Origin of the sequence: Mycobacterium kyogaense, from assembly GCF_003254575.1 — a bacterium.
GTDB lineage: Bacteria > Actinomycetota > Actinomycetes > Mycobacteriales > Mycobacteriaceae > Mycobacterium > Mycobacterium kyogaense.
The window spans coordinates 1-24338 of record NZ_QJUA01000007.1 but is presented as its reverse complement, the minus strand read 5'-3'; the positions used below and the strand labels follow the sequence as shown (position 1 = coordinate 24338).

General features: G+C 67.2%; 29 protein-coding genes. 12 read left to right on the top strand and 17 right to left on the bottom strand.

What is annotated here, in order from left to right:
- Window positions 1-56: 56 nt before the first annotated feature.
- From DMB80_RS07370 to DMB80_RS07340, 8 genes are all read right to left on the bottom strand, one after another.
- On the bottom strand, window positions 57-626 hold the full coding sequence (locus DMB80_RS07370; protein ID WP_111509255.1) for an isochorismatase family protein: 570 nt from the start codon (window positions 624-626) through the stop codon (window positions 57-59).
- Window positions 623-1270 carry a PAS and ANTAR domain-containing protein gene (locus DMB80_RS07365; protein ID WP_240431049.1) on the bottom strand — a complete coding sequence of 216 codons (648 nt, stop codon included), beginning with the start codon at window positions 1268-1270 and terminating at the stop codon, window positions 623-625. Before DMB80_RS07365 ends, DMB80_RS07370 begins: the two co-directional genes overlap by 4 nt.
- Window positions 1271-1311: 41 nt before the next feature.
- Complete coding sequence (locus DMB80_RS07360; RefSeq protein ID WP_111509254.1) at window positions 1312-2628, bottom strand: hypothetical protein; 1317 nt, start codon at window positions 2626-2628, stop codon at window positions 1312-1314.
- On the bottom strand, window positions 2625-3035 hold the full coding sequence (locus tag DMB80_RS07355; RefSeq protein ID WP_111509253.1) for a hypothetical protein: 411 nt from the start codon (window positions 3033-3035) through the stop codon (window positions 2625-2627). The genes DMB80_RS07360 and DMB80_RS07355 overlap by 4 nt, the downstream gene beginning before the upstream one ends.
- The gene (locus tag DMB80_RS28020; RefSeq protein WP_162938443.1) at window positions 3032-3181 is read right to left on the bottom strand and encodes a hypothetical protein; all 150 of its coding nucleotides are present in this window, start codon (window positions 3179-3181) and stop codon (window positions 3032-3034) included. Before DMB80_RS28020 ends, DMB80_RS07355 begins: the two co-directional genes overlap by 4 nt.
- Window positions 3178-5016, bottom strand: coding sequence for a hypothetical protein (locus DMB80_RS07350; RefSeq protein WP_111509363.1), 1839 nt, complete (start codon window positions 5014-5016; stop codon window positions 3178-3180). Before DMB80_RS07350 ends, DMB80_RS28020 begins: the two co-directional genes overlap by 4 nt.
- A 343-nt stretch (window positions 5017-5359) precedes the next feature.
- Complete coding sequence (locus DMB80_RS07345; RefSeq protein ID WP_111509252.1) at window positions 5360-6754, bottom strand: acyl-CoA dehydrogenase family protein; 1395 nt, start codon at window positions 6752-6754, stop codon at window positions 5360-5362.
- A gap of 150 nt (window positions 6755-6904) precedes the next feature.
- The gene (locus tag DMB80_RS07340; protein WP_111509362.1) at window positions 6905-7216 is read right to left on the bottom strand and encodes a DUF222 domain-containing protein; all 312 of its coding nucleotides are present in this window, start codon (window positions 7214-7216) and stop codon (window positions 6905-6907) included.
- Window positions 7217-7264: 48 nt separating this feature from the next.
- Here DMB80_RS07340 and DMB80_RS07335 point away from each other — a divergent pair, with 48 nt between their 5' ends.
- The 4 genes from DMB80_RS07335 (at window position 7265) to DMB80_RS07320 (ending at window position 10932) form a co-directional block, all read left to right on the top strand.
- Window positions 7265-7720, top strand: a complete 456-nt coding sequence (locus DMB80_RS07335; RefSeq protein ID WP_111509251.1) for a PPOX class F420-dependent oxidoreductase — start codon at window positions 7265-7267, stop codon at window positions 7718-7720.
- Window positions 7721-7925: 205 nt separating this feature from the next.
- Window positions 7926-9161 carry an MMP alpha-(1->4)-mannosyltransferase gene (locus DMB80_RS07330; RefSeq protein WP_111509250.1) on the top strand — a complete coding sequence of 412 codons (1236 nt, stop codon included), beginning with the start codon at window positions 7926-7928 and terminating at the stop codon, window positions 9159-9161.
- A complete protein-coding gene (locus DMB80_RS07325) occupies window positions 9155-9868 on the top strand; it encodes a class I SAM-dependent methyltransferase (protein ID WP_111509249.1) in 714 nt (237 codons plus the stop codon). Before DMB80_RS07330 ends, DMB80_RS07325 begins: the two co-directional genes overlap by 7 nt.
- Window positions 9868-10932 carry an MMP endo-(1,4)-3-O-methyl-alpha-D-mannosidase gene (locus tag DMB80_RS07320; protein WP_046365466.1) on the top strand — a complete coding sequence of 355 codons (1065 nt, stop codon included), beginning with the start codon at window positions 9868-9870 and terminating at the stop codon, window positions 10930-10932. Before DMB80_RS07325 ends, DMB80_RS07320 begins: the two co-directional genes overlap by 1 nt.
- Here the strand turns inward: DMB80_RS07320 and DMB80_RS07315 are convergent.
- Complete coding sequence (locus DMB80_RS07315; RefSeq protein WP_111509248.1) at window positions 10929-11591, bottom strand: class I SAM-dependent methyltransferase; 663 nt, start codon at window positions 11589-11591, stop codon at window positions 10929-10931. The two genes, DMB80_RS07320 and DMB80_RS07315, sit on opposite strands and share 4 nt — an antisense overlap.
- Before the next feature lie 53 nt (window positions 11592-11644).
- On the opposite strand from DMB80_RS07315, the gene DMB80_RS07310 reads away from it, so the two are divergent.
- Entirely contained in the window at window positions 11645-12214 is a 570-nt protein-coding gene (locus DMB80_RS07310; protein ID WP_073684257.1) for a TetR family transcriptional regulator, read from the top strand.
- On the opposite strand, the gene DMB80_RS07305 is transcribed toward DMB80_RS07310, so the two are convergent.
- Genes DMB80_RS07305 through DMB80_RS07295 form a run of 3 tightly spaced genes read right to left on the bottom strand, consistent with a single transcriptional unit; the run spans window position 12211 to window position 13657 of the window.
- Window positions 12211-12459, bottom strand: a complete 249-nt coding sequence (locus tag DMB80_RS07305) for a hypothetical protein (protein ID WP_111509247.1) — start codon at window positions 12457-12459, stop codon at window positions 12211-12213. The two genes, DMB80_RS07310 and DMB80_RS07305, sit on opposite strands and share 4 nt — an antisense overlap.
- Window positions 12459-13178: a sensor domain-containing protein gene (locus DMB80_RS07300; RefSeq protein ID WP_111509246.1), complete on the bottom strand. Its 720-nt coding sequence runs from the start codon at window positions 13176-13178 to the stop codon at window positions 12459-12461. The genes DMB80_RS07305 and DMB80_RS07300 overlap by 1 nt, the downstream gene beginning before the upstream one ends.
- Window positions 13175-13657, bottom strand: a complete 483-nt coding sequence (locus DMB80_RS07295) for a hypothetical protein (protein WP_338043860.1) — start codon at window positions 13655-13657, stop codon at window positions 13175-13177. The genes DMB80_RS07300 and DMB80_RS07295 overlap by 4 nt, the downstream gene beginning before the upstream one ends.
- Before the next feature lie 382 nt (window positions 13658-14039).
- Between DMB80_RS07295 and DMB80_RS07290 the strand changes: the two genes are divergently transcribed.
- From DMB80_RS07290 to DMB80_RS07280, 3 genes are all read left to right on the top strand, one after another.
- Window positions 14040-14729 (top strand): MspA family porin, encoded by a 690-nt coding sequence (locus DMB80_RS07290; RefSeq protein ID WP_111509244.1) that lies wholly within the window; start codon window positions 14040-14042, stop codon window positions 14727-14729.
- A 69-nt stretch (window positions 14730-14798) separates the two neighbouring features.
- Window positions 14799-15503, top strand: coding sequence for an MspA family porin (locus tag DMB80_RS07285; protein ID WP_111509243.1), 705 nt, complete (start codon window positions 14799-14801; stop codon window positions 15501-15503).
- Window positions 15500-16126, top strand: a complete 627-nt coding sequence (locus tag DMB80_RS07280) for a hypothetical protein (RefSeq protein ID WP_048423058.1) — start codon at window positions 15500-15502, stop codon at window positions 16124-16126. Before DMB80_RS07285 ends, DMB80_RS07280 begins: the two co-directional genes overlap by 4 nt.
- Window positions 16127-16256: 130 nt before the next feature.
- Here the strand turns inward: DMB80_RS07280 and DMB80_RS07275 are convergent, their stop codons facing one another.
- Both DMB80_RS07275 and DMB80_RS07270 read right to left on the bottom strand, forming a co-directional pair.
- Window positions 16257-17510 carry a hypothetical protein gene (locus tag DMB80_RS07275; protein WP_162938442.1) on the bottom strand — a complete coding sequence of 418 codons (1254 nt, stop codon included), beginning with the start codon at window positions 17508-17510 and terminating at the stop codon, window positions 16257-16259.
- 212 nt (window positions 17511-17722) lie between these two features.
- Window positions 17723-18298 carry a TetR/AcrR family transcriptional regulator gene (locus DMB80_RS07270; RefSeq protein ID WP_111509361.1) on the bottom strand — a complete coding sequence of 192 codons (576 nt, stop codon included), beginning with the start codon at window positions 18296-18298 and terminating at the stop codon, window positions 17723-17725.
- Window positions 18299-18344: 46 nt separating this feature from the next.
- On the opposite strand from DMB80_RS07270, the gene DMB80_RS07265 reads away from it, so the two are divergent.
- Entirely contained in the window at window positions 18345-19670 is a 1326-nt protein-coding gene (locus DMB80_RS07265; RefSeq protein WP_111509241.1) for a cytochrome P450, read from the top strand.
- 37 nt (window positions 19671-19707) lie between these two features.
- On the opposite strand, the gene msrA is transcribed toward DMB80_RS07265, so the two are convergent.
- From msrA to DMB80_RS07250, 3 genes are read right to left on the bottom strand one after another with little or no spacing between them, the layout of a single operon-like run.
- Window positions 19708-20217: a peptide-methionine (S)-S-oxide reductase MsrA gene (gene msrA, locus DMB80_RS07260; protein WP_111509240.1), complete on the bottom strand. Its 510-nt coding sequence runs from the start codon at window positions 20215-20217 to the stop codon at window positions 19708-19710.
- Entirely contained in the window at window positions 20214-20693 is a 480-nt protein-coding gene (msrB, locus tag DMB80_RS07255) for a peptide-methionine (R)-S-oxide reductase MsrB (RefSeq protein ID WP_073684253.1), read from the bottom strand. Before msrB ends, msrA begins: the two co-directional genes overlap by 4 nt.
- A gap of 46 nt (window positions 20694-20739) precedes the next feature.
- Window positions 20740-21660 carry an alpha/beta fold hydrolase gene (locus DMB80_RS07250; RefSeq protein WP_240431048.1) on the bottom strand — a complete coding sequence of 307 codons (921 nt, stop codon included), beginning with the start codon at window positions 21658-21660 and terminating at the stop codon, window positions 20740-20742.
- Between the two features lie 57 nt (window positions 21661-21717).
- Between DMB80_RS07250 and DMB80_RS07245 the strand changes: the two genes are divergently transcribed.
- From DMB80_RS07245 to DMB80_RS07235, 3 genes are all read left to right on the top strand, one after another.
- The gene (locus tag DMB80_RS07245) at window positions 21718-22218 is read left to right on the top strand and encodes a nuclear transport factor 2 family protein (protein WP_111509239.1); all 501 of its coding nucleotides are present in this window, start codon (window positions 21718-21720) and stop codon (window positions 22216-22218) included.
- Window positions 22215-23219: an NAD-dependent epimerase/dehydratase family protein gene (locus tag DMB80_RS07240; RefSeq protein ID WP_111509238.1), complete on the top strand. Its 1005-nt coding sequence runs from the start codon at window positions 22215-22217 to the stop codon at window positions 23217-23219. The genes DMB80_RS07245 and DMB80_RS07240 overlap by 4 nt, the downstream gene beginning before the upstream one ends.
- A gap of 19 nt (window positions 23220-23238) precedes the next feature.
- Window positions 23239-24338 (top strand): NAD(P)/FAD-dependent oxidoreductase (locus DMB80_RS07235; RefSeq protein ID WP_162938441.1); only part of this gene is annotated, 1100 nt, incomplete at its 3' end.

Here is a 24338-nt window from a genome sequence, read left to right as displayed (position 1 = left end):
CGGTAGCGGATGCCCACAACGAGGGCACTGCAACCGTCCGTTATGTCACAAGGACGTCAATTGACGGTGACGCCGGCCGCGCGTAGTGCGCTGACGGCATCCTGGGTCGTCACCGGCGCGACGCCGGCGGTCAGATCGAGCAGGACACGGGTCGCGAGCCCGTGTGCGGCCGCGTCGGCGGCGGTCGCCTTGACGCAGTAGTCGGTGGCGATACCGACGACGTCGACGGTGTCGACGTCGCGTTGGCGCAGCCAGTCGGCCAGCGAGGTGCCGTCGTCGTCGACGCCCTCGAAGCCGCTGTACGCGGCCGAGTACCGGCCCTTGTGGAACACCGCCTCCACCGGTGTGACGTCGAGGTCGGGATGGAATTCCGCGCCGTCGGTGCCGACGACGCAGTGCCGCGGCCAGGACGTGACGAAGTCCGGATGGTCGGAGAAGTGCTCGCCCGGATCGATGTGGAAGTCCTTGGTCGCCACCACGTGGTCGTAGCCGTGCTCACCGGACAGCAGCTCAGTAGTGGCACGCGCGACGGCGGCCCCGCCCTCGACGGCCAGCGATCCGCCCTCGCAGAAGTCGTTCTGCACGTCGACGATGATGAGCGCTTTCCTCGCTGTCCGGGCTGTCATGGCTTCACGGTATCCGCGATGCCTCCCACCCGCTGGTGGGCGGTCAGGAGCAGGTGGTCGAACGTCTCGCGGGTGGGCAGCGTGTCCTGATAGTCGATCTGCCGGTAGTCGGCGAGCAGCTGTTCGGCGAGCGCCCGCAGTTTGACGTTCGACTCTTGAGAGCGCCAGCGCAACAGTTCGAACGCGGCGTCGCCGTCCACCCGGTAGATGAGCATCAGCATGCCCTTCACCTGTTCGATCACCGCGCGGTTCTCGGCGATCTCGCTCAAAGCGGCGGTGACCATCTCCTGGGTCATCGTCCTGGCGGGGGTGACGTCGATGTAGAAGCCGTGCGTCCCGATCACGTGCCCCTGTTCGTCGGTCATCCGGTCGCCCACCACGACGACGTCGTGGACGTCCCCGCCTGTGTCGATGATGCGGTGCCGGGTGGAGAACGGGCGATGGGCGCGGCGCATCTCGTGCAGCGTGGCGGCGACCGCCGGGCGATCGTCGGGGTGCTTGTGGGAGAGCACGAGTTCAGTGGTCGGAGTCACCGTGCCGGGCTCATAGCCGTGCATCATCTGCACCGCGTCTGACCATGCCCAGCGCTCGTCGTCGAAGTGGAACGTGAACCAGCCGACGTGCTGGATTTCCTCGTCGGGCACATCGAGAAGATTAGCGCCGGTGCCGTCGACGCGGCACCGGGTCAGCCACCGAACAGCAAATACAAACCCATGAAGGTGTACCCGACCATCACCAGCATCATCGCCAGCTGGCCGGTCACCTGGTGCGCCCGGGGCAGCAACGCCAAGGAGCGGTCATGGGCGGCGATCACTCCGGCGATGTGGCCGGCCACGACGAAGCCGACCTTCAACGTGGCGCCCACTGCGGGATGCATGGAGAGCACGTAGCTGACCTCGTTGTCGGCCAGGCCCAGCACGTTCCAGCCGTGTCCGAGAGGGTCTGCCAGCCCGATGATCGCCTCCTGTCCGCGTTCGACCAGGTAGGTGAGGTAGTGGGCGAACACGTAGCCGATGACGATCGGGATCAGCGAATGAGCCATCTTGCCGGGCAGCTCGCGCCGCAGCTGCGCGTCCACGCCCCCCGTGCATCGGGCCGCCAGCGTGAAGGACACCGCGACCACGCCGGCGAACAGCAGGAGACCCGCGGTGCGCAGCAGGCTCGCCGTCACCGCGGAGTCGGTGACCCGGTCGCTGAAATTGCGGAACGCCGGGGTGGCCGAGAAGCTGTCGAATGCGGTCGAGCCGAGCAGCACCGACAGCACGGCGACGATCCCGGGACGCACCGGCAGTGTCCCCAGGTGGTCGAACGGATTGCCGATCGCGATACGGCCGTCGGCGTTGCGGCGCATCGGGGACAGCCGGGACGCGACGACGCTGTAGACCTCGAACGGATCGGCGCGGGCACACCACCGGGTGCCGCACCACAGTGTGCCGACGAGGGTGATGGCCAGGTAGATGAGAAGCCAGGTGCGGATCGCCTGCAGCGAGCCGGGGTCGGGGCTGGCCAGCTCGAGCCAGACGAACGCGAACAGCCCCGCCGCAGCCGGCCAGTACCCCAACCGCTCGGGATAGTTGCGCCGCAGCGATGGTCGGCCGATGAGACGGTGTACGGCCCGCACCGGCGAGATCACCCGCCACACGGGGCCGAACAACAGTGACAGCGCGACGAGCCCGACCCACAGCAGCACGTAGAAGACGCCGGGCAGCGCATTGTCCGAGTTCTGTGGTCCGAAGAGGGCTGCCATCGCCACCCACGCGGTGAGCACCAGCGTCAGCGCCGTGAGGACCCAGCGGGTCGCCGTCGCGTCGACGACCCGCGTCACCGCCGCGGGCAGCGCCCGGCCCTGCCGCGCCGTATCGAATTTCGGCTTCCGCCATGCCAATGCGACAACGGCGAAGGTGAACGTCAACGCCCAGGCCGCACCGATCAGCGCATAGGTGAACGGGATCGGCAGATCGGTCGAGCCGCCCAACCCGTGGGCGAGCACGGTGGCGTTCACTGCACGGCGATGGTCGCGATGGTCTTGTTCAGCTCGTGCAGTTCCACGTCGACGCGGCCGGGCATGTCGACGGAGAACTGGAACGACTGGCCGGGACCGACGGCGATCGGGAACGAATGCTCGGGGGTGGAATGCACGTGCAACTCGTCGGCGGCATCACTGTCGACTTGAATCACGATCGGCTGCTTGACCTTTGCCTGGAGTTGCTCGTTGGTCGGAGTGACGGTGCCGCCCTTGATGGTCACCTTCAGCACCAATCGGTCCGGCGCCGTCTGGGCGTCGGTCAACTGCGTGGGTGCGGCCGCGCCAGGAGTGGAACTCCCGGTGCCGGCGTCTTCGCTCTTGTTGCCCCCGCAGCCGGCGATCAGCAGAGCCGCCGCGGCGGTCAGCGCGAGAAGTCTGGTCACGGTTCCCCTGTCTCGTCGGAGTTCCTGCGGTTCTTCCTGGCGATGTAGAACACCACGCCCGCCACCACGAACGCCGGAGCGAATGCGGGCAGCGCCAACCAGATCGAGTGATCCGCGAGGATCACCACCTCTGTCGCAGACGTCATGCCTGTGCAGACGGCTGCAGTTCGTTCTCGCTGCCGGTCGGCTCGTTGTTGTTGATGCGGCCACCGCCCCAGCTGATGCCCGCGATCATCGCCAGCGTGCAGACCAGCACGATGAGGCAGCCGATGATCCACAGCGACGCCGGGATGTCCGGGCTGCGCTCCCGCTGCAGGATGGTGATCTCCGAGACGAACGGGCGGGTGAACTGTGCCTCGGCCGGCACCTCCTTGGCGCCGATGCCGGGATCACCCGCCAGATAGATCGGTACCGCGGTCAGTGTCGTGCCGTCGTGGACACGCAGCAGCGTCTTCCACTGTCCCGAGACCGGCATGGGCTTGGTCGAGACGTAGTGGCCGGGGCCGACCTTGTCCAGGTGGTCGATGAACTGCCCGCGTTCGTTGGACAGTCCGCCCTGCCAGGCGAGGACCGACACCCAGTTGGGGTCGTCGCTGATCGCATCCGGCGGGGTGAAGCGGACGTCGGCGGTGACGAACCGGCCGGGTCCGGGGCCCTGGGTCTCGGTGAGCGCGAAGGTCGCCGTCTCGTTCTGCGGCACCGAGTAGCGCAGGCCGTTGGCCGTCGCGCCGCCGATCGCAAGCACTGTCAGCACGACCAGCCCCACGGAGATCGCCCGGCCGGGCAGCTTGCGACCGGTGAGGACCATGCCGATCATTCCGCCGCAGCCGCCCGCCAAGATCGCGACGGGGACGGCCATCGCCAGCGCCTCGGGCCAGATGCTGCTCGGCCAGGGGTACGGGTAGATCGTGTCGATCCACAGCGACTCCAGCCACAGCCCGACCGTCGCGATACCGAGGCCGCTGACCATTCCGAACAGCACGGGTTTCTTGAGCAGCGGGGTCAGCGCCACCAACTCGACGACCAGGGCCGGCCCCAGGTAGAGCGGGAACCAGTTGACCGGCGCGTCCAGCAGGGGCGCGACCATGAACGCGATGATCCCGCGCAGGCCGATGGCCACGACGGCGGCGATGATCGCCGCGCCGCGACCCAGGAAGATGCGAGCGGCGACAAGGGCGACCGACGCCGCAGCGGCGATCAGCATCGGCTGGAAGACCTGCCGGAACTGCGGCACGCCGAAGTCGAACTCGATCTGGTACACCGACAGGCCGATCAGGACGCCGGCGAAGGCCAGATACTGGATGAATTTCAAGCCGATGCCGTCGCGCGGGGCATCGGCGCCCACGGCTCGCTTGCCTTCGACTTCGAGGTAGGCCGCGGCGATCGTGGAGAAGCCGGCGCCGCCGATCATCATCAGGTGCGTGGGACCCCACAACGTGACGTCCTGACCGAAGATGCGGTGCCACACGTCGTCGAGCGGGAAGCCGATCAGCGCGTACATACCGCAGCCGGCCATCACGATTCCGCCGACGGGCGCGTACCACTTGTCGGTGATCCGCACCGCGGCCGGGCCCGGCTTGTCGAACGGCAGGACGATCGCGGTGCATCCCGCGATGAAGACGAAGAACAGGCCGATGATGATGAAGTAGTGCGCCGGGTTGGCCAGCGGACCGGGGTCGCGGCCTTTACCGATGTGCAGGCTGACATCCCAGATGAAGCCGAACAGCGCGCAGATGATCGCGCTGACGAAGATGGCGATCGGAAGCGCCACCCACGCCGGCCGGTGGAACTTGCGGCCCAGCCATTCGGCGAAATCGTTCAGCCAGGAGATCTTGTGTTGGCGGTGCAGGTATCCGATCCACAGCAGCACTGCGGTGACTGCGAGTGCCACTGCAGACAGGCCGAAAACCTGGCTGAGTTCCGCGCCGCCACCCTCGCTGCCCTGGGCGAGCACCGCGATGTCGGGTCGAGAATGCGTCATCGTCATTCCTGTTCACCGTGCCGATAAGGTTCCTACTGGGCGGTAATGTTGCCAGAAGCATCTCAGGTGAAACCAGGGGTATCGGGTTTTTTTGCGGACCGACACGTTTCTGTGTCCGGGGCGTCGCGGAGACCGTGCACAGTAGTCGACTAGGGGCTGATACAGGGCTCTATCGCGGCTTATGTGAGCTGCGGTCACCGTCGCGTCCCCGTCATCGGCTCAGCGTGTGAAGGCTCGACAGCTGCAGGCCGCCAGGTGATACCCCGTGTCCGGCGACCCGCCCGCAGCCTCCGCTAGCGGTTGCTAGCAATCGCTAGCGCAGGCGCCTACGCCTGGCGTCGCGTCACTTCTTCGGGGGCCGCAGCACCTTCATTGCAGCATTCATCACCGGCCCCGGCACCCGGTCCTTCATCGCCAACGCGGTGTTTCCGGCTTGCGTGCGCGCCGGCGTACCCCGGCCGAACATGCGATTCAGCGGGCCGCCGCTGGGCTCCAGGTCGACATGCAGTGGCGGCCTGCCGTCCCCTGCGCCGAGCGCGTTCGAGATGACGATGCGCTGGATCTCGCTGGTGCCCTCGAAGATCGTGTACAGCTTGGCGTCTCGGTACCACTTCTCCACCGGGTGGTCCTTGATGTAGCCCCAGCCGCCCATCGTCTGGATCGCCCGCTCGGTGGTGCGCACCGCCAGCTCACTGGCTGCCAGCTTCGACATGGAGCCTTCGCCGCGCTCGAAGGGCACGCCGGTGGCGGCCATCCACGATGCTCGCCACGTCAGCAGCCGGGCGGCATCCAGCCCGGTGGCCAGGTCGGCCAGCGGGAACGCGATGCCCTGGTTGTCGATGATGGGCGCGCCGAACGCTTCTCGCCGATTGGCGTACTCGGTCACGTATTCCAGTGCGGCCCTTGTGATTCCGAGCGCCTGCGCGGCGACCATCGGCCGGGTCTGCTCGAAGGTGCCCAACGTGGCGGAGCCCGAATGCTTGGCGCCTTCGACCGCTTCGCGCGCCCGCGCCAGCTTGTGCTCCAGCTTCTCCTGACCACCCAGCAGGTTCTCGGCCGGTACGCGCACGCTGTTGAGCTTCAGTTCGGCGGTGTGAGAGGCCCGGCAGCCGAGCTTGTCGAGCTTTCGGACCATCTCCAGGCCCGGGGTACCACCCGGGACGATGAACAGCGCCTGGCCCTTGTGGCCCAACTCCTGGTCGACTACTGCGTTGACGACGTGCACATTGGCGATGCCCCCGTTGCCGATCCACATCTTGTGGCCGTCGATGATCCAGTCGGCATCCGGGCTGTCCCCGTCGCGCCGGGCCGTGGTCCGCAGATTGCGCACATCGCTGCCACCCTCGGGTTCGGAGATGGCCAGCGCTGCGAGCTTGAGATCGCCGGGTGTGCCGAAGCATTCCGGCGCCCACTGGAGCATCTGCTCGGGGGAGGCGGCCTGTCCGATCGCCGACAGGGCCAGCGCGGGCATCACCACGGCCAGACCGATGCCGGCGCATCCCCAGAACAGCTCCTCCATGAACATCGGCAGGGACAGGCCGGTCGGGTCGCCGATCAGATCCCGGTAGAACAGCGGGCTGTAGAAACCCCTTTGCGCGGCTTCTTCGAGAACGGGCCAGGGGAACTCCTGGCGCTGGTCGTACTCGGCGGCGACAGGCCGAACCACCTCTTCGGCGAATTCGTGGGTGCGGCGCGCCAAGTCGTGTTGGGCCGCGGTCGGGGTGATGTCGAAACTCATGGCCGCACCCCCTCGTGCGTCGGCTCAGACCTCAGCTCGGTCCTCGACTTCTCGGTCAACCCGGACATGCGCACCACCGCCTTTTCCCAGCGCCTCGGCTGGGCGGGTACCCACGGCCGCGCCGAAATCCACCGGCTACCGATCCGCCCGTCACGCCGACATCGCCTGTGGCGGCCCGCCCGCCTCCACGATGCGGCGCTGCGCCTCGCCGACGGAGATGCGCAGGCGGCGGGCCAGCACCTGCGCCCACGAGGCGCCGGCGAACTCGGCCGGAGGCGGCGCGCTCACCAGCCGGCGGATGAGCCGGCGTTGGAAGGCGACGACATGTTTCTCCATCTCTTCCAACCGCACCACCAGCGCGCGCAGATCGGTGGGGCGGAGCTCGTGCAACGGCAGATCGTCCAGAGCGCGGTAGGCGGTATCGAGGGCGTCGAGGGCGGCGAACACATCATTCGAACTCATGTTCGACACGCTAGGCGAGGCCACCGACATGTCGAATACGCTCGGGTGATGGCCCGAAAGTATGCGACCGCCGAGGCTGTCGCCGCCGACGAACTGCACGACTTCATCCGCCCACGCCACCAGATGGTGCTCACCACGTTCCGCGCCGACGGGTCCCTGCAGACCTCCCCGGTGACGGGCGGCCTCGACGAGCGCGGGCGCATCGTGGTGGCCAGTTACCCGCAGCGGGCCAAAGCGGCGAACATCCGGCGGGATCCCCGCGCCAGCGTCCTCGTCCTCAGCGACGAGTTCAACGGCCCCTACGTGCAGGTGGATGGACCGGCTGAGGTGATCGAACTGCCTGAGGCGGTCGAGGCCCTGGTGGACTACTTCCGCGCGGTGGCCGGCGAACATCCCGACTGGGACGAGTATCGGCAGGCGATGGTGGACCAGGGGAAGTGCCTGATCCGGGTCACGCCGCAGCGGTGGGGTCCGGTGGCCACGGGCGGCTTCCCGTCGTCGTGATCGACAGGGCGCGCAGGACGGGCGGCGCCGATTGTGGTAGTCAGAGCTAGCAGACGCGTTGCATCAGCTAGCACGTCAAACTATAGTCTGGACACATGTCCAGGAGGGGTTCGGATTTCTTGCGCCACATGATTCGACCAGCTCGGAGCGGCTTCTCGCGCTGGACTCTCGTTCATATGCGTCCCGCAGGATAGGTGAGCTGACGATGCGTATCGCCTTGCTGTCCTACCGGAGCAAGACACATTGTGGCGGGCAGGGCGTCTATGTGCGCCACCTCAGCCGCGGACTGGTCGAGCTCGGTCACGACGTCGAGCTGTTCTCCGGCCAGCCGTATCCCGAGGGGCTGGATCCGCGGGTGCGCCTCACGAAGGTGCCCAGCCTCGATCTGTATCGCGAGCCGGATCCCTTCCGCGTGCCACGGCCGAGTGAGATCAAGACCAGCATCGACCTCGAGGAACTGCTGACCACCTGGACGGCGGGCTTCCCTGAGCCGAAGACGTTCAGCAAGCGGGCGGCGCGGCTGCTCGCCGACCGGCTCGACGATTTCGACGTCGTGCACGACAACCAATGTCTGGGGACGGGACTGCTGGACATCGCCGCCGCGGGCCTGCCGGTCGTCGCGACCGTCCACCACCCCATCACGCGCGACCGTGTCGTCGAGGTGGCCGCCGCGCCGTGGTGGCGTAAGCCGCTGGTTCGGCGCTGGTATGCCTTCGCCGAGATGCAGAAGGCCGTCGCCCGCCGCATCCCCGAACTCGTGACCGTGTCGTCGACGTCGGCGACGGACATCGCCGAGGACTTCGCGGTCGACCCACGCCAGTTGCACGTCGTGCCCCTCGGTGTCGACACCGAGCTGTTCGGTCCGGCCGAACACCGAGTGCGTAACCGGATCATCGCGATCGCCAGCGCCGACGTGCCCCTCAAGGGCGTCAGCCACCTTCTGCATGCGATCGCGAGGCTGCGCGTGGAGCGGGATCTCGAGCTGCAGCTGGTCGCGAAACTCGAACCCAACGGGCCCACCGAGAAGCTGATCGCCGAACTCGGTATCTCCGACATCGTGCACAGCTCGAGCGGGCTGTCCGACACCGAACTCGCCGACCTGCTCGCTTCGGCCGAGGTGGCGTGCATCCCCTCGCTGTACGAGGGCTTCTCGCTGCCGGCTGTCGAGGCGATGGCCAGCGGCACCCCGATCGTCGCCAGCCGGGCGGGCGCACTGCCCGAGGTGGTCGGCCCCGATGGCGAATGCGCACGGCTGGTGACCCCGGCCGATGTCGACGAGTTGACGTCCGTGCTCGGTGAGCTGCTCGATTCGCCGCTCGAACTGCGTCGGCTCGGCGCCAATGGCCGGCGTCGTGCCCTCGAGGTCTTCAGTTGGGAATCGGTTGCCGCACAGACGGTTGCGGTATACGAACAAGCTCGTGAGAGGGTCGCTGCATGCTGACCGTTGACTTCGACCGCCTCGGTGTGGGTGCGGGAACCAAGGTGATCGACGTCGGCTGTGGTGCCGGCCGACACACGTTCGAGGCCTTCCGCCGGGGCGCCGACGTCATCGGATTCGACCAGAACGCCGCCGACCTCAACGACGTCGACGAGATCCTGCAGGCGATGAAGGAGCAGGGCGAGGCCCCGGCGTCGGCCAGAGGTGAGGCCGTCAAGGGTGATGCGCTCGATCTGCCGTACCCGGATGCCACCTTCGACTGCGTGATCGCCTCGGAGATCCTCGAACACGTCCCCGAGGACGACCGCGCCATCGCTGAACTCGTCCGCGTGCTCAAACCCGGTGGGGCCCTGGCGATCACGGTTCCCCGATGGCTGCCCGAACGGGTCTGCTGGGCGCTGTCGGACTCCTACCATGCCAACGAGGGCGGTCACATCCGCATCTATCGGGCCGATGAACTGCGGGACAAGGTGCTCGCCCACGGTCTGACGTTGAAGCACACGCACCACGCTCACGCGCTGCACTCGCCCTACTGGTGGCTCAAGTGCGCTGTGGGCACAGAGCGTGACAATCATCCTGCGGTGAGCGCCTATCACAAGATGCTGGTGTGGGACATGATGAGTCGGCCGTGGCTGACCCGAACCGCGGAGGCGGTGCTCAATCCGGTCATCGGCAAGAGCGTCGCCCTCTATTTCACCAAGCCCATCTGATGGCCGACATCCCACACGTACCAGGCGTTTTCACTGCCGAGCAATGCCTGCAGACCGCGGAATCCATTGCCGCGACGCAGGAGTCCTCGGGTGCGATCCCCTGGTCGGTGGGTGGGCACACCGATCCGTGGGATCACATCGAGAACGCGATGGCGCTGACCGTGGCGGGGTTACTGGACAGCGCGCGCGCGGCGTTCGAATGGTCGCGGACGACGCAGCGCGCCGACGGTACGTGGCCGATCCAGCTGCGCGACGGCGTCGTCGAAGATGCCAACAGCGACAGCAACTTCTGCGCCTACATCGCCACCGGCGTCTGGCATCACGTGCTCGTCACCGGTGACCGGGTATTCGCCGAACAGATGTGGCCGGTGGTGGCCAAGGCCATCGACTTCGTCTTGAGCCTCCAGAAGAGCACCGGTGAGATCTGCTGGGCCGCGGGACCTTCCGGCGTTGCAGACGAGGCTCTGCTCACGGGGTGTTCGAGTATTCACCACAGCATCCGGTGTGCGCTGGCGTTGGCCGACTATCTCGGGGAGCCGCAGCCGGAGTGGGAAGTCGCGGTGGGGCGTCTGGGTCACGCCATCGCCGAGCATCCCGAGGGTTTCACCGTCAAGGACCGCTGGTCGATGGAGTGGTATTACCCCGTGCTGGGAGGCGCGGTGCGCGGACCTCGGGCGAGCGCTCGCATCCGCGCGCGCTGGCAGGACTTCGTCGTCCCCGGTCTCGGCATCCGATGTGTCGACGACCAGCCCTGGGTGACCGGCGCCGAGACGTGTGAGCTGGTGTTGGCTCTGGATGCGATAGGGGACCGGAGCCGGGCGTTCGAACAGTTCTCGGCGATGCACCACCTGCGTGAAGAGGACGGGTCCTACTGGACCGGCCTGGTGTACGCCGACGGAAAGCGCTGGCCCGTGGAGCGCACGACGTGGACGGGCGCCGCCGTCATCCTGGCCGCCGACGCCTTGTCGTCGACGACCCCCGGCTGTGGCATCTTCCGCGGGACCGACCTGCCCCGCGGCCTGGAGGGCGAGTACGACTGCGAGTGCGCGGCCAGCGAGCGCTAACGGGCGCCCAGTGTGCCGACCTCGCCGCTGACTCTTTCCAGCACCCGCATCGACCCCGTTGCGAGCTCCTCGCGGAAATCGCCACACTCCAGTGCTTTTCGATAGATGTGGAACGGCGCCTGGCCACCGTCGGCCGGATTCGGGAACACATCGTGGATCACCAGAGCGCCACCGACCTCCACCCATCGTGCCCAGCCGTCGAAGTCGCGCTGGGCCGCTTCCTCGGTGTGTCCGCCGTCGATGAACAACAGCCGCAATGGTGTTCGCCACCCACGCGCCACGACGGGGGAGCGGCCGACCACCGCGACGACGTGCTCGTCGAGATTCGCCGCGTCGAGCGTGTGACGCAGCGTGGGCAAGGTGTCGAACAATCCGGTGACGGGATCCACCAGCGACGAATCGTGGTACTCCCACCCGGCCTGGTGTTCCTCGGAGCCGTGGTGATGGTCGACCGTGAACAGAAGGCCTCCGGTCTGCTGTGCGGCAGCGCCGAGCATCACGGTGGACTTGCCGCAGTACGTGCCGATCTCGACGGCGACGCCGTCACCCAGATAGCGCAGAGCGGTGTCATAAAGCGTTCGGCCCTCGTCGACGGGCATGAAGCCGGTGACCCGTTCCGCGAGGTCGAACAGCGTTGTGGCAGCCGGCGGCATGGTCATGACCCCCAACTTACCGTTGCTGGCATCTGCCCGTTGTAGTAGCGTCCGGACATGTGTCCGATCCGGCCCGCGAGTCGACTCGTCGGCGTCTGACGGCCAAGCAGGCCGAGACCGTGGAGCGTCTCGGCCAGGCCGCGGTGAAGGTGCTGGGCCGGGAAGGTTTCGCCGGCCTGACCGTGCGGCGGGTGGCCGCCGAGGCGGGCGTCGGTGCCGCGACTGCATATACCTACTTCTCGTCCAAAGAGCATCTGGTGGCCGAGGTGTTCTGGCGCCGCCTCGCCGAATCTCCCTGCGTGGCGTATCAATCCGACGACCCGGCGGTGAGGGTGATCGAGGTGCTCGGGCACATCTCGCAGCCGGTCGCCGACGAGCCGGAATTCGCGGGGGCGGTCACCACTGCGCTGCTCGGGCGCGATCCGGATGTCGAGGTGCTGCGCCTTCGCATCGGCCGTGTCATCCGGGATCGGCTCGCCGAAGCGGTCGGCGCTGACGCCGATCCCGGCGTGGTGGACACCCTCGAGCTGTTGTACTCCGGAGCACTGGTGCGAGCGGGTATGGGATACGCCTCGTACGACGAAATCGCCCGCAGGTTGGAGACGGCGGCGCGTCTGCTGCTGGGCTAGCGTTCGTGCGTCCTCGCCACCAGTGCTGCGCACATGTCTCGCACCGACGCCGCTTCTGCCTGTTTGCGCTTGATGGTCCGACGAATATTGCGGCCCCGCTCGGCTTTTCGCGCCGCGGGGGTGAGCTTGCGCAGTTCGTTGCACCGCTCCACGATCTCGGTCTCGAGAGCCTGCCAGCGGGCGGTCAACATCGCCAGGTAGTAGTCGGCCTGGGCGTCGTTCGCGCTGTCTGACGGCGGCAGCACTAGCCGGATGTCGGAACGTGCGACGCGATGCGATCGGCGATCACGCTCGCCTGCCGCACGTCGGAGGACTGCGGCGCACAGGCCAGGACGTCGATGACCACGTTGGCGCGCGCCGAGAGGACGCGCTCGCAGGACGACGTGGCCGTCTCGGTCGCGCGGCTGACGGGTATGCGTAGGCGGTCCGACTCGGTGTCGAGATCACCACTGCGCCAACGGGGTAGACGTTGATCATTGAGCGTGATGTTGACCGTGTGGTTGGTGCACTTGGCCCATCGATCCGCCGACTGGGCGAAGAAGTCGCGTGCGCTCTCGGGTGTCGGGTACGAGGTCACCGACTGGACGACCGACGAGCGCCACTGGTCGTTTCCGGGAGCGCGCAGGAGCTGCCGTCGCACCGCACTCCAGGACCCCGGCGTGTCCGGGCTACCGTAGATTGCCGTCTCGCCGGGATGCCAGATGCCCAGGCAATTCAGGTTCGGCAACATGTTCCGGTTGTCGTCCATCGCGGAGTTCACAGGGTCGGCGATCAGCGGCGCGCCGTTCATGATTGCATCGATGTCGTTGCTGTTGAGCAGGATTGCGCTCAGTGCGGAGTCCGGAACGAGGTCCTGGGCGGTGGGCTGCGGTGCGGGTGACCTGCCGCAGCCTGCCGCGACGAGCGCCAGCGAGACGGACCCGGCGCACAACGCTGCAACGCGCCGTGGTCGGGCGAGGGTCATGCGTGAGTGCCTGCGGCGGCGCATGCTTGCTGCGCGGCGATGGCGTCATTGTTCATCTCGTCAGCGGTGCTGTTCAACGTGTCCCGCCCGCCGCGCAGACCCATCTTGATCAGCAGCTTGGTGGCGTCCACCGACCACTGCCGCATCGGCTCGGCCACAGCCGGCGCCAGGCCGGGCGTGTTGGCAGCGCTCATCGCAACTCCGGCGCCCTGCCGTAACGCAGTGCGGCCCACCACATTGCTGCTCTCGACAGCGGGGTCGGAGTAGTCGACGGCGGCGAAGGCCTCGAGGGAGTCTGCGAAATCGCCGTAGTAGGTGGCCGTCGAGTCCAGCACCTCGGCGAACTGCCCACATGCCGCGACCGCCGCGGGATCAGCGTTGTCGTTTCCCGGCGTGGCAACCTGAACCGGAGGAACCGCCGGATCGGCGACGGTGTCAGCCGGTTGCGCGGCTGAGGTAGGCGCCAGCAAAAAACTCACGCTGATTGTGACACATCCTGCAAGAAACGCTCGCGTGACGCAGAACCCAGTTGGCACGTTCGTTCTCCGATCGATTCTGAAGCGTGATGGTGGTGCGCGAAAATCGTTCATCGCAACGCATTTCGAGCTCACGAATGCGTACTCAATGCGTCGAAAGTGAACGAATGGCGACGTGGGAATGGCCGAGAGTGGTCTATTCATGGGTTCGCGGCCACCTCACAGTGAACCTCACAGTCGACTCACAGCAAAGGCCGGCACTCGATAGGAAACGGGCCTGAACGGGACACCGTGTGTTCACCCGGCGGACACCCGACCCATGGACGCTCTGCGGGTCAAAGGCGATACAACCCGTCCACATTCCACGAGAGGCGTCGTCAGACCCATGTTCAACCGCTATGTCTCGCTCGCCGCTGTCTGCCTGGCGGCGCCGGTCCTGGCCGCACCGATCGTCGCGGCGGAGCCGGCACCCCCCAATCCAGGTGTACAGCCCGTCGCGGATGCGGCGCCTGTCCCGCCGCCGCCCGACGGCGCGGTCCCGTCCGGCCCGGCCGGAATCCTGGACACGCCGGACGGCTGGCATCTGGAAGTCTCGGGAAGCAACGAAACTCAGTTGCCGGTAGCGCCGCTGACCACGGCCATCTCGTCGCGTGAGTACCTCGTGAGCGGCACCTTCACGGGCAAGATCACCGGCAAGGGCAAGACCACTCTGGCCGGCGGGTCGATGGAGGCCGGTGAGCAGATCGGCTGCGGCATCATCTCCGACGAGACGGAGATCAACCCCGGCGCGAGCATCACGCCCAGCATCGGCATCCCGTTCACCGGCAACCCGGCGTTCGGCGCCTCGCTCAGCCTGCAGGGCAAGGTCTACCTCAAGCCCGGCACGGTCACGACGGTGGCACTCGACAAGAAGTCTTTCAAGGGCACCTCGACCCGTATCACGCTGACCGGTGTGCGGGTCAAGACCGATCAGTGCGCGGGTCAGTCCTTCATCCGGTCCTATGCGACGCTGACCAGCTCGACTGACAACACCGACGACGTCGTCACCTACCTCGGCGTGACGAAGGCGGTGTAGGACCACCCGGACCCTCGTTCGTCATCACAGACTTTGCTGACCGAAAGACTCTGAGAGGCAATCGTATTCATGAAGAAGAAGCTCCTCGCGCTGGCCGTTGCCGGCCTCGCCCTCCCGGCCTTCGCGGTACCCACCGCATTCGCCCAGCCGGCCCCGCCGGCCCCACTGCCGCCGCCGATCGACGGTGCGCCGCCGCCGGACGCCGGACCGCCGCCGGACAACGGCATCGTGGCCTCCGCCCCGCCCGGAACAGTCATGTCTCCGGATGGGTGGCAGGTCAGCGTCGCCGCCACCGGTGAGACGCAGCTGCCCATCGCTCCGCTGACGACGGCCGTCTCGTCGCGCGAGTACCTCGTCGGCGGAACGTTCGTCGGCACGGTGACGGGCAACGGCAAGACGAAGCTCAACGGCGGTGTGTTGGAGGCCGGTTACCAGATCGGTTGCGGCATCGAGCTCGGGCAGGTCCGTCTGATCGGCTCGGTGGGTATCGGCACCTCGGGTTCGACGCTGACCGGTGGCCTCGTACCGACGGGTGTGAACTTCCCGATCTCGGGCACGCTCGAGATCCACCTGAAGCCCGGCACGGTGAACCAGGTGTCCGTGGACAAGAAGTCGTTCAAGGCTGCTCCGGCACGCGTGACGCTCAAGGACGTCCACATCAAGGTGGATGGCTGCGCGGGACAGTCGTTCCTGCGCTCCTACGCGACGCTGACCAGCTCGACGACCGACACCGACGACATCGTGGCGTACTACGGCGTCACGAAGTCCGTATGACAGGTGTGATCCGGCAGGCACCGGCGGCGTTCCTCGCCGCCGGTGCCGCTGTCGTCTTCGCGGCTGTGGCCCATGCCCAGCCGCCGGCGCCGCCGGAGCCACTGCCGCCCGCACCGGCGCCCGCGCCGCCGGGACCCACCATTCCGGTGATCGGCGCGCCCCTCGGTCCGGAGGGCTGGAACATGCTCGCTCAGACGGGACAACCCGCTGTCCCCGGAATGCTGGGTGCGCCAGCAATTCCCGGCATCGACCGTACGACGGCCCTGGGGCAGAACGCGGTGCCGTCGGCGCCGGGTGCAGGCCCGGGTGTCGTGCCCAATCTGCGTGCCTTCAACAACGCCTACGGTCTGCCGCAGAACGTGGTGCCGTCGGCGCCGGGTCAGGGTCAGCAGTTCGACGTCGCACCCGGGGATGAGAACGCCGACGTCAACGGGCGCACCTGGCTGGGCCGCTTCTACGACCTGGCCGCAGACGGGCGCCTGCACGGGGCTCTGCTCAACCAGTTGCCGCAGCAGCAGCTCGGCGAGCCGCTTCCGGGCACCGCTCCGCCTCCCGGCACAAACATCCCGCCGGGGCTCGTGCAGTTCCTGCCGGATCCGGCAGCACCGCCTCCACCGCCCTGACCGTCCTGCGAAAGTGCTCCCAGTGCAGTGAATTGACGTTCGCAGCCGCAGTGTGAGCACTTTCGCGACGCACCTCCCACAACGAAGATCGGCCCCCACCGGAGACGGTGGGGGCCGATCGCGTGTGAGGTCAGGCGGCGTCGGCTTCGGGCTTGCGGTGCTTTCCTCCGATCGACGGAGCAGCCTTCGAGTCAGGCTTGGTGCCGGCCTCAGTGTCAGATTTGGCGTCAGATTTGGCGTCAGACTTGACGTCAGACGTCGACTCAGATTTGTTGTCGGACTTGGACTCAGCCTTGGAGCCGGCTTCCGAGTCGGTCTTGGTGTCTGACTTCGTGTCCGAGGTGGTGTCCGGCGTCGAGGCTGCCTCGTGAACCGTCGGCTCCGACGACTCGACCTCGGGGGCACGGTGCTTGCCGCCGACGGTCTCGGGAGCCTCCGCGGTGTCGGACTCGGCCGGCTGGTCGGCGACGCTGTGCGCAGCGCTGAGCTGTGACAGGAACGGGTGCGGGCTGTCGAGAACGGTTGCCGCCGAATCGTCGCCGGCGAGCAGGTTCGGGGCGTGCCGACTCTGCAGGGCGAGCGACGCGGTGGAGCCGCCAAAGATCTGGTCGATGACGCTCTTGTTGTAGGCCAACTCGCTCTTGATGGCGGTGGAGATACCGGGGAGCGCACCCTTCAGATTCGCGCGGACAGTCTCGACGTACGCCGGGATCTCCGTGGTCCGGTTGGTCAGCACGTAGGTGAAGACCGAGAAGGGCAGAGAGGCCAGCTGCACCACGGCGTTGGCGGCGCTACCGACGGTCTTCGAGACACCGAGGAAGTTGTGGTACGGAATGGTCAACAGCTGTAGCAGCAGGGTGCCCTGGTCCACCGGATCTGCCTGCGCCGCAACGCTCTTGACAGACGTCGCCGACGACGTGACATTCGGCTGTGGGCCGAACACCTGGGAGATCAGGTCGAGGTCGTACTGGATTTCGGTCTTGATCGCGGTGGAGATTCCAGGAAGGGCGCCGTTGAGGTTCTTCTGCACGCTGGCGATGTAATCGGGGATTTCGCTGGTGCGATTGGTCAGTACGTAGGTGAAGACGCTGAAGGGCAGCGATGCCACCTGGAGGACCGCGTTGACGGCACTGCCGACGGCCTTCGAGACGCCGAGGACGTTGTGGTAAGGCGCGGTCAGCAGTTGGAGCAGCAGCGTGGCCCTGTCGACACCCGACAGCTCTGCCATGGTGTCGACGGCCTCGACCAGCTTGGCGTCAGAGGTTGGCGCGACAGGGGTGTTCAACGTCCGCAGCGATGGCGGAACCGGGTCGAACGTGGTCACCGCTGCGGACAGTTCGACGGGGATCGTCGCCGTGGCATGCACGGAATCGGAGGTGGTCATGGTCGTGGGCGTAGTCATGGCCGGGGCCGCCAGGCAGGCGGCCGAGACGAGCGCCACGAGAGGTTTGCCAATGGACGAGTGCATACCGTCGCCTTCATCAAGGGGTGTCAGGACGGACGGAAGGGTACGGGTTGCGCACATGGGAGTCCGGAACACGTTGTGGCGCTGCGGTTCTGAGCGGGTGAACGGGTGGTGACTTTCCTGGGAAGGCGTCAGCCGCCGACGAGCGCGGCCGCCGCCGCTGTTGCCGGCTCGGTGATCTCGGCGACGTCGCGGCCATCCTCGACGACGTAGGCGGTCAGTTCACGCAATCCGCCCAGGAGGATCAGCGCAGTGGTGGGCGCCAGCGGACGCATGCCTGCACGGTCGAACCCGGGGCTGGCCGTCAGCGTCGTCAACAACTCGGTGAGATCGTCCATCACCTGCCGGTGCAGTGGCTGCGCGACGGCGCCCAGCGCGGGTGCTTCCCGGATCCAGCACAGCGTGATCGCGGGGCGCGCACCGATATGGGTCACGTACGCGCCCACGGCCTGCCTGATCTGTGACTGCCAATCATCATCTGGCGCAACAGCGTCGCGGATACCGGCGATGAGGTCGGCGTTGTTGCGTCGCAGCAGTTCGATCAGGCACTGCTCTTTGCCCGCGAAATGCTCGTAGAAGGTGCGTTTCGAGGTGCGTGCGTGCCGGACGATGTCGGCGACGGTGGTGTCGCGGTAGCCCCGTTCCCCGATCGACTCGGTCAGTCCGTCGAGCAACCGGTCCGATGTCGGGACTGCGCTCTCGGTCATCTCCACCTCTTGCGGTCCGCTGGTACCAAGCGGTACCGTACCGGACATGACTGTGGTACACAGCAGTACCAAGACTGATCGTCTACCGCCGGGCCCCGGTATCCCGCACGCGCTGCAGGGACTCGGATTCTCATTCGCCCGCAAATGGACGATCCGTCAGGCCACCCGCCGGTGCGGTGAGGTGTTCACGCTGAGCCTCCCGGTGTTCGGTGAATCCGTGATCGTGGCCGATCCGGTGCTCGCCAAGCAGGTGTTCATGGCCAATCCCGATGACGTGGGCAACATCTCGCCCAACCTGTCCCGCGTGCTCGGTCCTGGTTCGGTGTTCGCTCTCGACGGCACCGATCACCGTCTGCGGCGCAAGCTGCTGACCCCGCCGCTGCACGGCAAGAGCATCAAGAACTACGAACGGATCTTCGAAGAGGAGACCCTGCGCGAGATCCAGACGTGGCCGGAGGGTTCGCCGTTCGAGACGCTCGAGCCGATGATGCGGATCACCCTCAACGTCATCCTGCGGGCCGTCTTCGGCGCCGACGGCGCGCACCTGGACGAGTTGCGACGCAGCATTCCGCCCTGGGTCACGCTCGGCTCGCGGCTGGCGGTGCTGCCGATGCCCTCCCACACCTACGGCCGGTTCACGCCGTGGGGCAGGCTGGCTGCCTACCGCAAGACGTACGACGAGATCATCGGGCGGCTGATCGATGCCGTGGCGGCCGATCCGGACCTCGACTCCCGCGATGACGTGCTGTCGCTGTTGTTGCGCAGTACCTACGACGACGGTTCGTCGATGTCGCGTGAGGATGTCGGTGACGAACTGCTCACGCTGCTGGCCGCCGGACACGAGACCACGGCGGCAACGCTCGGGTGGGCCTTCGAGAGGTTCAGCCGTCACCCCGAGGTCCTGGACAGGCTCGCCGCCGAAGTCGACAGCGACGACAACACCTACCGTCAGGCGGCGATCCTGGAAGTGCAGCGCACCCGCACGATCATCGACTTCGCCGGACGGCACGTCTATGCGCCGTCGTTCGAGCTCGGGGACTGGGTGATTCCGCACGGCTATTCGATCCTCGTGGCGATCGCCCAGATGCACCGCCGGGACGAGGATTTCCCGGAGCCTCTGCGGTTCGATCCGGAACGCTTCGTCGGTCAGCGGCCGTCCACATTCGCCCACATCCCGTTCGGCGGTGGCACCCGACGCTGTGTCGGGGCCACCTTCGCCAACGTGGAAATGGATATCGTGCTACGAACGGTGTTGCGCCACTTCACCATCGAACCGACGACGGAGCCTGCGGAGAAGCAGCACTTCCGCGGGGTCGCGCACACCCCGAAACTGGGCGGGCGCATCGTGGTGCACCGCCGCCAGGCGAATTAGACCACCGCCGCCAGGCGAATTAGACCAAGGCCGCTAGCTACACCTGGGTGCGCTTCGGCAGCTTCCAGCCCGGCCGCGGGAAGTGGCACGTGTAGCCGTTGGGGTAGTGCAGAAGGTAGCCCTGATGCTCTGGCTCGGCCTCCCAGAAGTCCGGTGCGGGGCTGACTTCGGTGACGACCTTGCCCGGCCACAGCCCGGAGGCGTCGACGTCGGCGATCGTGTCGAGCGCGACCTCGCGCTGTTCGTCGTCGACGTAGAAGATCTCCGAGCGGTAGCTGGAGCCGACGTCGTTGCCCTGCCGGTTCTTCGTCGTCGGATCGTGGATCTGGAAGAAGAACTCGAGCAGCGCCCGGTAGTCGGTCTCGGCCGGGTCGTAGACGATCTCGACGGCCTCGGCGTGCCCCGGGTGGTTGCGATAGGTGGGGTGGTCGTTCTGCCCGCCGGTGTAACCGACGCGGGTGGACACCACGCCCGGCTGGCGGCGAATCAGATCCTGCATGCCCCAGAAGCAGCCGCCGGCCAGCACGGCCCGCTTGTAGTCACTCATGCGCGCTCCTCGTCGGATTCGGTGACGGTGGATTCGGTGAACAGTTCACGGTACTGCCCATAGCCCTGAGCCTCGAGGTCGTCGAGGTGGACGAAGCGCAACGCCGCGGAGTTGATGCAGTACCGCAGGCCGCCCGCCTCGCGCGGTCCGTCGGTGAAGACGTGTCCGAGGTGGCTGTCACCGTGGGCGGAGCGGACCTCGGTGCGCATCATGAGATGGGAGAAGTCGCGCTTGCGGATGACGTTCTCGGCGTCGACCGGCCGGGTGAAGCTCGGCCATCCCGAGCCACTCTCGAACTTGTCGACCGACGCGAACAACGGCTCACCGGACACCACGTCGACGTAGAGACCGGGTTCGTGGTTGTCCCAGTACTCGCCGGTGAAGGGACGTTCGGTGCCGTTCTGCTGGGTGACGTGGTACTGCTCGGGCGACAGCGCGCCGATCGCGTCGGGATTCCTGTTGTAGGTCTGTGTCACGGAACCTCCTCGGGTTGGCACTTCTACAACATCGAGGATCCCTCGGTTAGTTCCCGTTGCGGACCTCGTCGACCAGCGTCACGATCTCGTCAGCAACGGCCTGCGGCTGGTACAGCATCTGGTTGTGTCCGGTACCCGGCACGACGACGTTGGCAGTGCCGAGCGCGGCCGCCAACATGTCGTTCGCCTGATGGACCTGGGCTTGGGTGTAGTTGTCCGGCTTGAGGTTCTTCGGCGCCGCGAACTTGTCGGCGCTCAGCACGATCGCGGGAACGCGTGGCAGCGGAGGTGCCGCCGCGATCGTCGCGAACGCGTCGTAGGGCAGGATCGCTTCCTCTCCCGGCGGCTTGGTGCGCCCGTCGGCGTCGAACGCGTCGTTCTGGTCGGGCCGACCGACGCTCATCAGGAATTCAAACGTCGGCTCGGAGAACAGCAGCCCGCTGACGAGTTCGGGATGCTGCCGTGCCAGCAGGTCGAGCACCAGGCCGCCGTAGGAGTGGGCGACGAACACCATCGGGGTCGGAAGCTGTGCTGCGGTGATGAGTGCGACGACGTCGTCGACGTCCTGTGCGACGGTGTGCGGCTGCGCGACAGGGGTCGACCGATCCGGGCCGTCGGGCCGGGTGTCGGGTCTGTCGTAGGAGCAGATGCGCGTCGTGCGCGCGACGATCGGCTGCGTCGCGAGGTCGGTGGGGTAGTCGATCACGGCCTCGTCGACGAGGTCGTAGGGCTGAAAGCGAATCGGGTCGTTCGGCGCGATCGACGCGTTCCATGCCTGGGCGTAGCTGCCCATGCCGGGAATGACGAAGACGGTGGGCGAGCCCGCAACGGCGCTGCCCTGGCAGTTCAGGTAGAGGCTGCGACCGTTGCCGATGTCGATCAGCCCGGCGAAGTCCTGCGCGAGGGCGGGTGGAGCGGTTGCGAGCGCGACGATGACCCCGGCGGTCGTCGCGAGCAACGTCTTCACGTCAAGGACGATACGACCGGTCGACAAGACCAGGTAGAACGTGTTCTAGTTCTGGGTGTGACGGGTAGCACTTTCAGTCGCGACGAGTTGGTCGAAGCGTTCGCGGTGTTCGAGCAGACGGTCGACCGTGCGGCGAGCACGCGCGACTGGGATCCCTGGGTCGCCCAGTACACCGATGACGTGCTCTACATCGAGCACGCGGCAGGCACGATGCGCGGCCGCGAGGAGGTACGGCCCTGGATCTGGAACACGATGGAGACGTTCCCCGGCAGCTACATGACGTCGTTTCCGGCGCTGTGGAAGGTGTTCGACGAGGACACCGGACGGGTGATCTGCGAGCTCGACAACCCGATGCGCGATCCCGGCGACGGCACGATCATCAGCGCGACGAACATCTCGATAGTCACCTACGCCGGTGACGGCATGTGGCGCCGACAGGAAGACATCTACAACCCGCTGCGCTTCGTCAAGGCGACCGTGAAGTGGTGCCGCAAGGCCCAGGAACTCGGCACCCTGCCCGACGAGGCCGCCGAGTGGATGGCGAAGGTGACCCGATGAGTGCGTTGGTGATCGGGGCCAACGGTTACCTGGGCAGCCATGTGACCCGGCAGCTGGTCGAGGCGGGCGAGGACGTGCGTGTGATGGTGCGGGAGGGGGCCAACACGAGAGGTATCGACGACCTCAAGGTGACCCGCTTCGTCGGCGACATCTTCGACGGCGAGGTGTTGCGCGAGGCCATGGCCGGATGCGACGTCGTCTACTACTGCGTCGTCGACACCCGCGGCTGGCTGCGCGATCCGGCCCCGCTGTTCCGCACCAACGTCGAGGGCACCCGTCACGTGCTCGATGTCGCGGTCGAACCGGCGATCGCCGCCGGTCTGAAGAAGTTCGTCTTCACCAGCACGTACGCAGCCGTCGCCCGACGGCGCGGTCACACGGCGACCGAGGACGACGTGATCACCGACGAGCGCTCCCTGACCCCGTATGTGCAATCGCGCGTACAGGCCGAGCGGCTCGTGCTGGAGTACGCGCGCACCCGCGGACTGCCTGCGGTGGCGATGTGCGTGTCCACCACCTACGGCGCGGCGGACTGGGGGCGCACCCCGCACGGCGCGATCATCGCCGGCGCCGCGTTCGGCAAGCTGCCGTTCGTGCTGGGCAGCATCGAGTTGGAGGCCGTGGGCATCGACGACGCCGCGGCCGCCCTGCTGCTGGCCGCCGAGAAGGGCCGGATCGGCGAGCGCTATCTGATCTCGGAGAAGATGATCTCCAACGCCGAGGTGGTGCGGATCGCCGCCGAGGCGGTCGGGGTCCCGGCGCCGAGCCGGACGATCCCGCTACCGCTGACCTACGCGATGGCGGCGGTGGGCAGCCTGAAGGCACGGCTCACCGGAACCGATGAGCGCCTCTCGCTCGATTCCGTGCGACTGATGCGCGCCGAAGCCCCCGTCGACTGCAGCAAGGCCAGGTGTGAGCTGGGGTGGCAGCCCCGACCCGTCGAGGAGTCGATTCGGGAGGCCGCGAAGTTCTGGGTCAGCCTGCGCTCCGCGAAGCGGTAGATCCTGCGAAAATCTCTCGGTGCTCAACGGTTACATCTCGCACTGGTACGACGGGCTGCCCACTCCACGGACGTTTCTGCCGGGTAGTCGCGACGCCGACGTCTGCATCGTCGGCGCCGGCTACACGGGCTTGTGGACGGCGTACTACCTGAAGAAGGCCGATCCGAGCCTGCGCATCGTGGTGCTGGAGGCCCGGTTCGCGGGATTCGGGGCATCCGGGCGCAACGGCGGCTGGCTGTCGGGTCTCGTGCCCGGCGATCGTGAGCGGATGGCGCGGCAGTACGGCCGCGACGGTGTGGTCGCCTGGCAGCGAGCTCTCAACGAGGCCGTCGACGAGGTCATCGACATCGCCGCGAAAGAGGGCATCGATGCGGGCATCGTCAAGGGTGGGACGCTGGAGATCGCGCGTAACCGGGCGCAGGCAGCGCGGCTGGCGGCCGCCGCGGCCGCAGAGCGACGCTGGCAGGTCGACGGTATCGAAGAGCTCTCCAGAGACGAAGCGCGGCAACGGATTCGGCTCAGCGATGTGGTGGCGGCCTACCACAACCCGCACTGCGCCCGGATTCAGCCGGCGCAGCTGGTGCGCGGATTGGCCGATACCGTCGCCGCGCTCGGCGTCGACATCTACGAGCGCTCGCCGGTGGTCGAGATCGCGGCCGGGCGCGCGGTCACCCCGCGCGGCACCGTCACCGCCCCGATCGTGTTGCGCGCCACCGAGGGCTTCACCGCGGGTCTGCCCGGACTGAAGCGCCGCTGGTTGCCGATGAACAGCTCGATGATCGCGACCGACCAGATTCCCGCGCACGTGTGGGACGCCATCGGTTGGCAGGGCAGGGAAACGCTCGGTGACACCGCGCACGGCTTCTTCTACGCGCAACGCACCGTCGACGACCGCATCGCGATCGGGGGGCGCAGCGTCCCATACCGCTTCGGCTCCCGCACCGATCGGGACGGCCGGGTGCCGGCGCGCACCATCACCGCATTGACCGCCGCGTTGCGCACGGTGCTGCCGCAGGTGTCCGACATCGGCATCGCGCACGGCTGGTGCGGCGTGCTCGCGGTGCCGCGCGACTGGGAGGCGACCGTCGATTTCGACCGGGCCAGCGGGTTGGGCTGGGC